The following is a 12,293-nucleotide window of genomic DNA, read 5'->3' as shown; positions in this document are numbered from 1 at the left end:
CGGGACCGCCGACGTGGCCGTCTTCCGCTCCGCCCAGGGGAAGTGGCTGGTCCGCGACGGGCTCACCGCCTGGTTCGGAGCCGTCGACGACACCCCGGTCTCGGCCGACTACGACGGGGACGGGACCGCCGACGTGGCCGTCTTCCGCTCCGCCCAGGGGAAGTGGCTGGTCCGCAACGGACTGACCGCCTGGTACGGGCAGGCCACCGACCTGCCGGTGCTCCATCCGCTTCCCGAATAAGGGAGACGGAGTTCCCGGGCGGGTGATTGCCGCTTAAGGGGCGCGGAGCTATAATCGGAGGCGGTGAAGAAAAGCGGGCAGGCAAAGACGGTTCTGCTGTTGTATATCTCCGTCGGCCAGGGCCATGCCCGGGCGGCCCGGGCGCTGGGCAGCGCCCTGCGCCGGGCCGACCCCGGTCTGCGGGTGGTCGAATTCGACATCCTCGAACTCTGGGACCCCCGCCCGGTGCGGGCGCTGGCGGCGGCGTACCGGCTGCTTCTGACCGTTTGGCCGGGGGTGTACGACCAGGGGACGGTCCGGGGCCGCGTGGCCGCGCCCCTGAAGCGGTTCTACCGCCGGCAATGCCACCGTCTCGACGATCTCATGGCCGACCTCTCGCCGGCGGCGACGGTGTGCACCCAGGCCCTGCCCGCCGGCCTGGCGGCGGCCTGGAAGCAAGTCTCGGGCTCGCGGATGAGACTGGTGGCCGTCCCCACCGATTACCTGGTGCACGGTTACTGGGTGGACGAAGGGATCGACCTGTTTCTTCTCCCCAGCCGGGAAGCGCAGGTCCGCCTGGCCGCCCTGGGGGCGCCTCCGGAACGGCTGAAAATCACCGGAATCCCCGCTTCTTTGCGCTTCGGATCGAAATCGGACCCGGAAGCGATCCGAAACAAGTACGGTTTCGGGCCGGGCCCGATCGTCCTGGTCATGGGGGGGGGAGAAGGGCAGGGTAACCTCCTGAAACTGGTCGGGGAACTGGAGGCCGCCGCCGCCGAGTTCCAGACGGTGGCGGTGACGGGCAGGAATTACCGGCTGCTGGCCCGTTTGAAACGGCTGCGGACCGCCCGTCCCTTGCATGTTTTCGGATTTATTGATTCAATTGACGAGTTGATGGAGATAGCGGACGTGATCGTTTCCAAGCCGGGGGGGCTGACCGTGACCGAGGCCCTGATCAAACAGGTGCCGATGGTGCTGGTCGATCCCATTCCGGGACAGGAGACGGGCAACGCCCTCTTTCTCCAGGCCGAAGGCGCGGCCCTGAAGGCCGCGGGAAAACGCCAGGCCGCGGAGATGGTCGCGTCCATCCTCGGCGATGCCGATACGGCGCGGAAAATGCGGGAAGCGGCGGGGCGGCTGCGCCGGCCGCGGGCCGCCCAGGACGCCGCCGACCTGATATTGACGGGATAAGCGATGTATCTACGGTTTCGACTGATCAAGGCCCTGGTACAGAAGCTCCCCCCCCGGGCGGCGTACGCCGTGGGAGCGGTCGTGGCCGAGATCTACTACCTGTTCGCTTCCCGGAACCGGAAGAATTTTAAGGCCAACCTGAAGCACGTTCTCGAATATCGGGCGGAAGATATCCGTTCCTCCGCCGCCCGGCGGCGTATCCGCCGGATCGTCCGCAAGAATTTCAGGAATTTCGCCTACTACCTCATCGACTTTTTCCGCTTCTCCGCCCTGGAAGAGAAGGAGATGGAAAACCTGGTGGAAGTGGAGGGAGAGGAGAATATCGCCCTGGGTCTGCGGGAGGGGAAGGGGTTGGTGGGGGTGACGGCCCACCTGGGCAACTGGGAACTGGCGGGAGTGGTATTCGCGGGTCTGGGTTTTCCGATCAACGCGGTCGCGCTCTCCCATGGCAACACCAAACTCAACCGGCTTTTTACCCAGCAGCGGGCCCTGGGCGGCATGAAGGTGATCCCGGTGGGGTCGGCGGCCCGGGCCAGCCTGCGCGCCCTGCGCAACAACGAGGTCCTGGTCATCCTCGGGGATCGGGACGTCACCGAGCGGGGGGTGGTCATGGGCTTCTTCGGCGCTCCCGCTCAGATCCCCCGGGGGCCTTCGGCCCTCGCCGCCCGGACGGGGGCCGGCGTCCTCATCGGATACATGGTCCGGGAGGGAACCCACCGCTACCGTCTCACCTTCACCCCCCCGATCGAAGTCGACCGCTCCCGGCCCGAAGCGGAAGTGGAGCGGTCGATCAGGGAAGCCATGGTTCGCCGCCTGGAAGAAGTGATCGGGGATCACCTCGACCAGTGGTACGTCTACTACCGGATCTGGCCCGATGAATATAAAAGCTGAGGGGATCCCGGCGGACTCCGGGGGGCCGGAAGCGATCGGGGTCGTCATCCCCGCCTACAACGAGGCCCGCGCCGTGGCCGACGTGGTGGCCCGCTCTCTCCGCCACGCCCGCTGGGTCCTGGTGGTGGACGACGGTTCCACCGACGGGACCGCCGAACTGGCCGAGGCCGCCGGGGCCGAAGTCGTCCGCCATTCCCGGAACCGGGGGAAAGGCGCCTCCCTGCGCGAGGCCTTCGCCGAGGCGCGCCGACGGAATTGGCCCGCCCTCGTCGTCATCGACGGCGACGGCCAGCACCCGCCGGAAGCGTTGCCGGGTTTCGTCCGGACCTGGCGGGGGGAAGGGGCGGGGATGGTGGTCGGGAACCGGATGGAAAACGCGGAGGGGATGCCCCGGATCCGCTTCCTCACCAACCGCTTCATGTCCGCGATCCTCTCTTCGCTGATAGGGCAGCGGGTCCCCGACACCCAGTGCGGGTACCGGCTTCTCTCCGCGGACCTGCTCCGGGAACTGGAACTGACCACCAGCAACTACGACACCGAGTCGGAAATGCTGATCCAGGCCGCGCGCCGGGGTTTCCGGATAGCTTCCACCCCCATCCCCACCATCTATTCGGGGGAGACGAGCAAGATTCATCCCGGCCGCGATACCCTCCGTTTCATCCGGCTCCTCTGGCGGTCCCGGAACCGTTGATCGCGCGTCTTTTCCGTGGACGCCGGCGTATCCTTGTCATACCCTACCGGGTTGCCGACAGCATCCGCAGACGCAGGAGGTGCCCCGGATGACAGAACACCTGATACCGTTCCTGGAGACACTCGCCGCCCTGATGATCACCTGGAAGGGCCCGTTGCTGGTTTTCGTCTTCATGGCGATCGAATCTTCCCTGATTCCGTTCCCCAGCGAGATCATCATGATCCCGGCCGGCTTCTGGGCCGCCCGGGGGGAGTTCTTCCCGGGGGAGGTCGGCGTGGCGCTGGCGGCGGCGTTCGCCCTCGGGCTCCTGGGTTCGATGGCGGGAGCTTACTTCAATTATTTTCTGGCCCTCAAGCTCGGCCGACCGGTGCTGCACCGCTACGGCAGATACTTTTTCCTCCCCCCGGAAAAGCTGGACCGATCGGAGGCCATCTTCCGGGAATACGGGGAGGTGGCCACCTTCGTCTCCCGTCTTATCCCCGCCATCCGGCAGCTGATCTCCCTGCCGGCGGGCCTGTCGCGGATGAACTTCGGACGCTTCAGCCTTTTCACCGCCCTGGGGGCCGGAATCTGGATCGCCGTGCTCATGGCCATCGGCTACCACCTGGGAGCCGGGACCGCGGAAATGAGCTACGCCGACATCGTCCACCAGGGCAAAGCGGCGGTTTCCGAGAACATGATCTGGATCGTCCCCGCCTGCCTGATCTTCTTCGCGGGCTACATCTGGATACACAAGCGGGTGATGAAGTCCCGGGCCCGAGAGGGAGCCGCGGAGAAGGGGAATACCGGCCATACTTGAATTTGACAATCGGGCGGGAATCGACTAACGTTTACCGTCCGCGCGTAGGCCGCCGGCCAGCCGCCGGCTTACGCGGAACCATTCGGGGCGTGGCGCAGTCCGGCTAGCGCGCACGGTTCGGGACCGTGAGGTCCCGGGTTCAAATCCCGGCGCCCCGACTTTTCCCGCCCCGGCGCCGGCCGGGGCTTTTCTTGGCTTTTCTTTCCCGGCCGCTTCCCGATACAATCTGAAGGCAGCCCGGGAGCGGAGGCCATGATAGCTGTACTTTCGGACATCCACGCCAACAAACAGGCCCTGGAAACGGTCCTGGAATGGATCGGCCGCCGGGGCCTCCGGCGACTGGTCTGCCTGGGGGACGTCGTCGGCTACGGCGCCCACCCCCGCGAATGCCTGGCCGCGGTTTCGGCCCGGGCCGAGATCGCGGTTCGGGGCAACCACGATCAGGCCGCGGCCGACGATGACGATCTCCCCTACTTCAACGAAGCCGCCCGGGAAGCCATGCTCGCCACGCGCCGGAGGCTGTCGGCCTCCGAGCGCGAGCGCCTGGGCTCCCTGCCCATGACCGCCGAGTGGGAGGGCGCTCTCCTTTTCCACGCCAACCTCGACCCGGCTCGGCCCTGGAAGTACATTACCGGGCTCGGCGACGTCTGGGACGCCTTCGAGCGGATGCGGGCCCCGGTGGGTTTTTTCGGCCATACCCACCTCCCGGTCGTCTACCGCGAGCGGGGAGGTTCGCTGCGTCCGGAGCCGGGTCCCCGGTTCCGGCTTGAGCCCGGAGACAGGCTGCTGATCAACCCCGGGAGCGTCGGACAGCCGCGCGACGGCGATCCCCGGGCCTCCTTCGCGGTCTACGACCCCGCGACCGGCTCCGGCGAAATCGTGCGGTTGACCTATCCGGTCTCCGCCGCCCGCGCCGCCATCCTCGATGCCGGGCTTCCTTCCTGGCTGGCGGAACGGCTGGGGGAGGGGAGGTAGGGCTTGAACCGCGCCGCCGCCGAGAAACGGATCCGGGCGCTCCGGGACGAGATTCGGCGCCACGAGCGCCTCTACTACGCGGAAAACCGGCCCGAGATCACCGACTACGAATTCGATCTCCTCTACCACGAGCTGCTGGAGCTGGAGCGGCGCTTCCCCGAGCTGGCCTCGGCGGACTCCCCCACGCTCCGGGTGGGAGGGGAGCCGGCGGAGGCCTTCGCCCCCTTCCGCCACCGAGTCCCCATGCTCTCCATGGACAACACCTACTCGGAAGCGGACCTGCGGGAGTTCGAGCGACGTAACCGGCGCCTGGTCCCGGAGACCGGGTTTTCCTACACGGTGGAGTTGAAGATCGACGGGGTCTCGATCGCCTTGATCTACCGGGACGGGATCCTCCGGACCGGGGCCACCCGGGGAGACGGCACCACAGGGGACGACGTCACCGCCAACATCCGCACCATCCGTTCCGTCCCCCTGCGCCTGGAAGGCGCCGTGCCCGGGGAGTTCGAGGTAAGGGGGGAGGTCTACATCGCCCGAGAGGACTTCGCCGCGATCAACGCCGTCCGGGAAGAAGCGGGGGAGCCGGTCTACGCCAACCCCCGCAACCTGGCCGCCGGTTCCCTGAAGCAGCTCGATCCCCGGGTCACCGCGCGCCGCCGCCTGCGCTGCTGGATCTACAGTTCCCCCAACCAGGCCGAACTGGGGATCGACAGCCACTGGGAGCTGCTGAAGAAACTGAAAGCGCTGGGGTTCGAGGTGGAGCCCCACTCCGTCCTCTGCTCGGGGATCGAGGAGGTCATCGGGGTCTGCCGGGAATGGGAAGGCCGGCGGGAGCCGCTCCCCTACCAGGTGGACGGCCTGGTGGTGAAGGTCGATTCCCTGCGGCTCCAGGAGGAACTGGGGGCGACCTCGAAGGCTCCCCGCTGGCAGATCGCCTACAAGTTTCCCGCGCAGCAGGCGACGACCCGCCTGGAAGCCGTCACCGTCCAGGTCGGACGTCTGGGGCGGTTGACCCCGGTGGCGGAACTGGTCCCGGTCGCCCTGGCGGGGACCGTGGTCAAGCGGGCCAGCCTCCACAACCAGGACGAGATCGACCGCAAGGACATCAGGATCGGGGACACGGTGGTGGTGGAGAAAGCCGGAGAGATCATCCCCCAGGTGGTGAGGCCCCTGAAGGAACTGAGGACCGGCTCCGAAAAAAAATTCTCGATGCCCGACCGTTGCCCGTCCTGCGGCGGCCCGGTCAAGCGGGCCGAGGGGGAAGTCGCCTACCGCTGCGGGAACATCTCCTGCCCGGCCCAGGTCCGGGAAAGGATCGCCCATTTCGCTTCCCGCCGGGCCATGGACATCGAGGGGCTGGGGCCGAAGTCGATCGACCAGTTGGTTTCGCGGGGGCTGGTCTCCTCGGTCGCCGACCTGTACGGGCTCGACCGGGAGGTGTTGGCTCCCCTGGAGCGGATGGGGGAGAAATCCGCCGCCAACCTGGTCGCGGCCCTCGACGACTCCCGCCGCCGTCCGCTCTTCCGCCTGATCTTCGGCCTGGGGATCAGGCACGTGGGAGTGGCCGGCGCCCGCGCCCTGGCCGCGCGCTTCGGCTCCCTGCCCGCGATCATGAAAGCCGGAGTGGAGGAGCTGGAGGAGATCCCCGACATCGGGCCGATCATGGCCGCCTCCATCCGGGAGTTCTTCGAAATCCGGCGCAACCGGGAGCAGATCGAGCGGTTGGGCGCCGCCGGGGTGAGGCTGGAGGAGGAAGAAAAGGAGCCGGCCCGGAAAGTGGAAGGGGTATCGGGGAAAACCTTCGTCCTCACCGGGACCCTGGACGGCCTGACCCGTGAGGAAGCCGCCGCCGCCGTGGTCGCGCGGGGAGGTAAGGCGGCTTCGTCGGTGAGCGCCAAGACCGACTACGTGGTGGTTGGCGCCAACCCGGGCTCCAAGGCGCGCACGGCGGCCGAACTGGGGGTCCCGGTCCTGGACGAGCGGGAGTTCCGGGCCCTTCTCGGCCTGGATGCTTGATCCCGTACGGGAAGAGGGTTCAGGGTTCAGGGGAGAGAAGCAGAGAGCATAGAGCAGAGAGCATAGGGAAAACCACACTCTTTAGGGTTCAGGGGCCCCATTAAAATTCTCTCTCAATCAGAGTTAATCAGAGTAATCAGGTGCAGAAATCTCCAGGGGGTAAGGTGGGGGGCTCCTGAATACTGAATTCTGTATTCTGTATTCTGTATTCTGTATTCTGTATTCTGAATCTTCCCCCTCTATGCTCCATGCCCTATGCCCTATGCTTTCCCTCCCATGAAGTTCATGAAGGGGAGGGGGAACAGGGTTCAGGGTTCAGGAAGGCGGGAGATGGAGCGACGAAGCCATCATTAAGCTCCCTGTAAAGAGATTGCTTCGTCCCCTTCGGGTCCTCGCATTGACCTGCATATAGGGTTATAGAATCCCTTATAACCAAAGGAATGTTACTTCCACTGTCCGCGGCTGGGCATCTTCAGTCCGTTTTCAAGCCTCTACAATCCTCTTGTGCCTCTTGTGCCTTTTGTGGCTAAAACTATCTCCTCTTGTGCCCGTTTGTGCCTTTTGTATCTAATCATTTTTCTTTTTTTGCCCAAAATTTGCCGAAAAATTATAAAAAGTTTTGACTTTTCCCTTTCGATTTGTAAACATAACCCAAGACGCAAAAAACCGGCAATTTTCAGGCAAGCCCGAGCCGGCGGCTGCGTCGATCCATGGGCCGGGAACTCCCCGGTTTCCGGTCCGCGGAACGGTTTCTCGGGGAACATCGCCCCCCGGGGAAGGCCGGCGCCAGCCGGCCGCGAAACGGCATTAAATGCCCGCTAAAGGGAGGGTTGTATTGTATGAATTCGTCGGGATCGGTATGTCGCGACGGGGCCTGCCGGATCGATCCGGCCGTCCTCGCCGCCGCCCGGGAAGCCGGGCAAAAAACCGTCCGGAACGAGACGGGTCCGGGCGTAACGGTTTTGATTTTTTCCAAAAGCGCTTGTCCCGTCTGCGAGGAAGCCAAGGCGGCGGTGAAAACGGTCCTTGAAAACCGGGAACGGGTGGCCGTGGTCGAGCACGATTTGGATACCGTCGACGGGCTGGTGGAAGGGTCTCTCCGGAACGCCCTGGAAGTCCCCACGGTCATCGTGCTGCGGGAAGGCGAGGAGTCGGTCCGCTGGGAAGCGCAGGCCCCGCCCGCGGTCGACCTGGAAAAAGCGCTGGGGGCGGCGGAGGGATAAGCGTGCGCCTGGCCGGATTCCTGGAGACTTCCCTCTGCGATTGGGAGGGAAAGGTCAGCTCGGTGGTCTTTACCCAGGGCTGCAACTTTTCCTGCCCCTATTGCCACAACCCCGGCTTGGTGCCCGCGGCCGGGCCGGAGGCGGCGACGGACGCGGAGGAAATCGGCGGACGTTTGCGGGCAATCCGGGGTTGGATCGACGGCGTGGTCGTGACCGGGGGGGAACCGACTCTCCAGGGCGGGCTCGACCGCTGGCTCGGCGGCCTGAAACGGGCCGGCCACCGGGTCAAGCTCGACACCAACGGTTCCCGGCCCCGAATCCTGGAACGCCTGCTCGACGCCGGGCTGGTGGACGCGGTGGCCATGGACGTCAAGTCCGCTCCGACGGCGGAGCGTTACCGGGAAGCCTGCGGCCGCGAGGTCGATTTCGGAGCCGTTCGGGCCTCGGCGGAGATGCTGCGCGAGGCCGGGGTCGAGGTCGAGTTCCGGACCACCGCGGTACCCGGATTGGCGGATGGAGAGGATATCCGCGCGATCGCGGAGTGGCTGGGCGCGTCGGCGCGCTACATCATTCAGCAGTTCCGGCCCGGGGGGTGTCTGGACGGACGCTTCGACCGGGTTTCCCCTTTCCCCGACGAACAATTGTCGAAAATGCGCGCCATCGCCTCCGACCTGGTCGCCGAATGCCGGGTCCGGGGCGAGAAGCTTTCGGGAGGCCGAGAATGAGCTACATTCCCCTGGTTCGCAAACGCGACGGAAGAATCCTGCCCTTCCGCAAGAGCAAGGTGACCGAAAGCATCTACCAGGCCGGCCGCCTCACCGGCCGGTTGGACCGGAAGCAGGCCCGGCTCCTGGCCGACCGGGTCGACGGTTACCTGCGGGAGCACTTCCTGCCCGGGGAGACCCTCCTCACCGACACCATCGCCCAGGCGGTCGAACTGGTGGCCGACGCTTCCGGGGAAGACCTGGTCGCCCGAGCCTACGCCGACCTGCGCCGCCGCAAGAACGAAGCCGAAAAAGTGATCCGGGTGGTCAAGTCCGGGCGCGGTTCGGCCGATTCCACCGATCTTTCCCTGATGGTGGTGGCGGAGTCCGACTCGGAACTCTTTCAGTGGGACCGGGGCAAGATCGTGGAAGCTTTGCGGGAACAAGCGGGGCTGGAAGAAAAGCCGGCTCGAAAAATCGCCCATACCGTGGAGAAACGGCTGCTTAAATCCAGCCTCCACCAGGTCACCACCGGTTTCATTCGGGAACTGGTCGACAACGAGCTGCTCAAGGCCGGCTACGGGGCCCGGATCTCGGGCCAGGCGGACATGGGGGTCCCGGTCGGCGACCTGGAAAAGCTGATCTTCGCCAAGAGCCAGGAAAACAGCAACATCGCCTCCCACAACCCCGAGGCCGTCAACCTGGCCATCGCCGAGATCACCCTGAAGCAGTACGCCCTGCGCCACGTCTTTTCGCCCGAGGTCGCCCAGGCCCACTTCTCCGGCCGGCTCCACCTCCACGACCTCGGCTACCCGGTCCGGGTCTATTGCAGCTCCCACTCCCTGGAGTACCTGAAAAAATACGGCCTGCGCCTGCAGAACCTCGACATCGTCTCCGCCCCGGCCCGCCACGCCCGGAGCCTGACCGGCCAGCTCAATACCTTTTTGGCGGCGATGCAGGCGTACTACGCCGGAGCGCTGGGGATCGGGTTCATCAATATTTTTTACGCCCCCTTCCTGGTGGGGCTGGCTCCCGAAGAGATCCGGCAAGAGGCCCAACAACTGATTTTTTCCCTCTCCCAATCCGCTTTCTCCCGGGGGGGGCAGGCGCTTTTCCTCGACGCCAACATCCATACCGGGATACCGCGCCACCTCAAGTCGGTCCCGGCCGTCGGGCCGGGGGGGCGTTACACCGGCAAGACCTACGGAGACTACCAGCCCGAAGCCATGGCTTTCGCCCGGGCGATGATGGACGTCTGGCGGGACGGCGACGCCTACGGGCACATCTTCGCCTTTCCCAAAATGGATTTTCACATCAACGCCGAAACCTTCAGCGACCCCGAGCAATACCGGCTTTTCCGGTACGCCTGCGAGATCGCTTCCGAGAACGGCACCCCCTACTTTATCTTCGACCGCGACGAGATCACTCTTTCCGCCTGCTGCCGGCTGCGGACGAAAGTGACCGACGCCTACATGATCGAACACCCCGAATCCTTGCGGTTCTGCGGGTTCCAGAACGTCACCGTCAACCTGCCCCAGGCGGCTTACCGGGCGGTCCGGGGCGCGGGGGGCGATCCCGGCAGGGTCTGGGACCTCTTTATCTCCGACGTCGAGGAGAGCATGGACCTCTGCCTGGCGGCGCACCTGCAGAAGAAGAAGTTCATCGCCGAGATCATGTCCCGCCCCGGGCTGCCCTTGTGGGAGATCGGGAAACCGGCGGCCGACGGAAGGCCCTACGTCGATCTCGAAGCCGCGACGTATATCATCGGCTTGATCGGTTTGAACGAGGCCGTGGCGTTTCTGACCGGGAAGGAACTGCACGAAACCGACGACGTCTACAAGCTGGGGCTGCGGATCGTCTCCCACATGTTTCTCAAGGCCCGAAGCCTGTCCGAACGGAGCGGACTCAAGATCACCCTGGAGGAAAGCCCGGCGGAATCGGCTTCCCGGCGTTTCGCCAAGGTCGATCTCCGGGAGTATCCGGAATCGGAGGCGGTGGTGAAGGGGAACCGGGAACTGGATCAATATTACTACACCAACTCGGTGCATTTCGCCGCCGCCGCCCCCGTCGGCCTGATCGACCGGATCGAGCGCCAGAGCCGCTTCCATACCATGATCGAGTCCGGGGCCATCATCCACGCGTTCGTCGGGGAAAAGAAGCCTTCTCCGGAAGCCATTCTCAAGCTGGTCCGGCGGACCTGGGAAAAGACCAAGGCGGCCCAACTCACCATTTCCCCGGAGTTCACCATCTGCCAGGACTGCGAGCGGACCGAACGCGGACTCCGGCGCGAATGCGCGGGCTGCGGTTCCGAAAACGTCTACGGGTTGAGCCGGGTGGTGGGTTACTTCAGCCGGATCGACAACTGGAACCGGTCCAAGAAAGGCGAACTGTCCGACCGGCACGCGGGCAACTACGCGGTGGAGTAGGGGATGGAGATCAGCATCCTCGCCGCCACTCCCGATCCGGACCGGGTCATCGCCGACGCCGCCCGCACCTGTTACCTGTCCTTCGGCCGCGCCGGGGAGGACTCGGACCGGCGCTTGATCCGGAACCTGGTCCGCCTGGGCCACCACTCGGTGCTCGAACACGCCTCGGTTACCTTTCGGGTGCGGGGTTGCACCCGGGCTTTCACCCATCAACTGGTCCGCCACCGCCTCTGCTCGTTTTCCCAGCAATCGCAGCGCTACGTGGACGAACAGGATTTCGAGGTCGTCGTTCCCGACAGCATCGGCGCCCGGCCGGAAGCGCTGGAGCTTTTCCGCCGGACCGTCGAATCGGTCCGCGAGGCCTACGCCGCGTTCCGGCGGATGGGAATACCCGGCGAGGACGCGCGGTTCGTCCTCCCCAACGCCGTCACCAGCGAGATCGTCTTTTCCGCCAATTTCCGCCAGCTCCGCCACATGATCCGGTTGCGGGGGGAACGCCGGGCCCAATGGGAGATCCGCCGGGTTTTCGTGGAGATTCTCCGGCTGATGAAGGAACGCTCGCCCCTGGTCTTCGGCGATCTCGAAATCGACGCCGAACGGGAGTGCGTGGTCGTCGTTCCCGGGGACGGTTGACGCCGCCGCCCGGCGGCTACCGGGTCTCCGGATCAGGAATCACTTCGGCGTCGAGAAGACGCTCGCCGTCGAAGACGAGTTTCCCGGAAAACGGCTTCCCGGCCAGCACCAGCGGGATCCAGTGCCGGTCTCCCTCCCACATTCGTCGATAGGGGATGGCCTCCACCGGCACCCAGAGCGGGTCGGCTTCCCGGGTCCGCACCGCCGTGCCCTCGAACGCTCCGGCGGAGAAGACCCGGCAGGTATGGAGAAAACCCTCGGCGAAATAAAAAAGCAGGTTTCCGGCGGGAACGAGGCCGCGGGGGGTGAGCCCGGTTTCTTCCCGGGTTTCCCGGACGGCGGCGTCGAGGGGGTCTTCCCCGGGTTCGATCCGGCCCCCGGGGACGTTGAACATCCCCCGCCCCAACCCGGTTTTTTTCCGGATGAGGAGAAGGTCGCCCCCGACGACGAGGAAACAAAGCACCGTCCGCTCCCGGGGGGGGAGGTTTTCCCAGTCGATCGAGAGCACGGTGGGGCCGGACATG

12 protein-coding genes and 1 tRNA gene are annotated in these 12,293 nt (G+C 65.5%); 12 read left to right on the top strand and 1 reads right to left on the bottom strand.

Annotation, left to right across the window (positions count from 1 at the left end; translation table 11 throughout):
• The 12 genes from PLZ73_06990 to thyX all read left to right on the top strand — a co-directional run.
• On the top strand, positions 1–241 hold a 241-nt coding region (locus tag PLZ73_06990), incomplete at its 5' end, for a VCBS repeat-containing protein (GenBank protein HOO77617.1).
• A 63-nt stretch (positions 242–304) separates the two neighbouring features.
• Positions 305–1,411: a glycosyltransferase gene (locus PLZ73_06985; GenBank protein ID HOO77616.1), complete on the top strand. Its 1,107-nt coding sequence runs from the start codon at positions 305–307 to the stop codon at positions 1,409–1,411.
• A gap of 3 nt (positions 1,412–1,414) precedes the next feature.
• Complete coding sequence (locus tag PLZ73_06980; protein ID HOO77615.1) at positions 1,415–2,302, top strand: lysophospholipid acyltransferase family protein; 888 nt, start codon at positions 1,415–1,417, stop codon at positions 2,300–2,302.
• Positions 2,286–2,993, top strand: coding sequence for a glycosyltransferase family 2 protein (locus PLZ73_06975; protein HOO77614.1), 708 nt, complete (start codon positions 2,286–2,288; stop codon positions 2,991–2,993). The genes PLZ73_06980 and PLZ73_06975 overlap by 17 nt, the downstream gene beginning before the upstream one ends.
• Positions 2,994–3,081: 88 nt before the next feature.
• The gene (locus tag PLZ73_06970; protein ID HOO77613.1) at positions 3,082–3,792 is read left to right on the top strand and encodes a DedA family protein; all 711 of its coding nucleotides are present in this window, start codon (positions 3,082–3,084) and stop codon (positions 3,790–3,792) included.
• Between the two features lie 83 nt (positions 3,793–3,875).
• Positions 3,876–3,950 (top strand) — tRNA-Pro (locus tag PLZ73_06965).
• A gap of 94 nt (positions 3,951–4,044) precedes the next feature.
• Positions 4,045–4,767, top strand: a complete 723-nt coding sequence (locus PLZ73_06960; GenBank protein ID HOO77612.1) for a metallophosphoesterase family protein — start codon at positions 4,045–4,047, stop codon at positions 4,765–4,767.
• Positions 4,768–4,770: 3 nt separating this feature from the next.
• A complete protein-coding gene (ligA, locus tag PLZ73_06955) occupies positions 4,771–6,783 on the top strand; it encodes an NAD-dependent DNA ligase LigA (GenBank protein ID HOO77611.1) in 2,013 nt (670 codons plus the stop codon).
• 839 nt (positions 6,784–7,622) lie between these two features.
• On the top strand, positions 7,623–8,006 hold the full coding sequence (locus tag PLZ73_06950) for a glutaredoxin family protein (protein ID HOO77610.1): 384 nt from the start codon (positions 7,623–7,625) through the stop codon (positions 8,004–8,006).
• Between the two features lie 2 nt (positions 8,007–8,008).
• Positions 8,009–8,731 carry an anaerobic ribonucleoside-triphosphate reductase activating protein gene (locus PLZ73_06945; protein HOO77609.1) on the top strand — a complete coding sequence of 241 codons (723 nt, stop codon included), beginning with the start codon at positions 8,009–8,011 and terminating at the stop codon, positions 8,729–8,731.
• Complete coding sequence (gene nrdD / locus PLZ73_06940) at positions 8,728–11,136, top strand: anaerobic ribonucleoside-triphosphate reductase (protein HOO77608.1); 2,409 nt, start codon at positions 8,728–8,730, stop codon at positions 11,134–11,136. Before PLZ73_06945 ends, nrdD begins: the two co-directional genes overlap by 4 nt.
• Before the next feature lie 3 nt (positions 11,137–11,139).
• Complete coding sequence (gene thyX / locus PLZ73_06935) at positions 11,140–11,769, top strand: FAD-dependent thymidylate synthase (GenBank protein ID HOO77607.1); 630 nt, start codon at positions 11,140–11,142, stop codon at positions 11,767–11,769.
• A gap of 16 nt (positions 11,770–11,785) precedes the next feature.
• Here thyX and PLZ73_06930 read toward each other — a convergent pair whose 3' ends face one another.
• The gene (locus PLZ73_06930; protein HOO77606.1) at positions 11,786–12,292 is read right to left on the bottom strand and encodes an 8-oxo-dGTP diphosphatase; all 507 of its coding nucleotides are present in this window, start codon (positions 12,290–12,292) and stop codon (positions 11,786–11,788) included.
• Position 12,293 lies beyond the last annotated feature (1 nt).

The sequence above is a fragment of the bacterium genome, assembly GCA_035380285.1.
In the GTDB taxonomy this organism is placed as follows: domain Bacteria; phylum Auribacterota; class Erginobacteria; order Erginobacterales; family DAOSXE01; genus DAOSXE01.
This window is presented reverse-complemented; position numbering and strand designations above follow the sequence as displayed.

Coding starts and splice junctions, on each gene's coding strand:
- PLZ73_06930 (HOO77606.1), bottom strand. CDS start 12,292: ATGTCCGGCCCCACCGTGCTCTCGATCGACTGGGAAAACCTCCCCCCC.
- PLZ73_06975 (HOO77614.1), top strand. CDS start 2,286: ATGAATATAAAAGCTGAGGGGATCCCGGCGGACTCCGGGGGGCCGGAA.
- PLZ73_06960 (HOO77612.1), top strand. CDS start 4,045: ATGATAGCTGTACTTTCGGACATCCACGCCAACAAACAGGCCCTGGAA.
- nrdD (HOO77608.1), top strand. CDS start 8,728: ATGAGCTACATTCCCCTGGTTCGCAAACGCGACGGAAGAATCCTGCCC.
- PLZ73_06980 (HOO77615.1), top strand. CDS start 1,415: ATGTATCTACGGTTTCGACTGATCAAGGCCCTGGTACAGAAGCTCCCC.
- PLZ73_06950 (HOO77610.1), top strand. CDS start 7,623: ATGAATTCGTCGGGATCGGTATGTCGCGACGGGGCCTGCCGGATCGAT.
- thyX (HOO77607.1), top strand. CDS start 11,140: ATGGAGATCAGCATCCTCGCCGCCACTCCCGATCCGGACCGGGTCATC.
- PLZ73_06970 (HOO77613.1), top strand. CDS start 3,082: ATGACAGAACACCTGATACCGTTCCTGGAGACACTCGCCGCCCTGATG.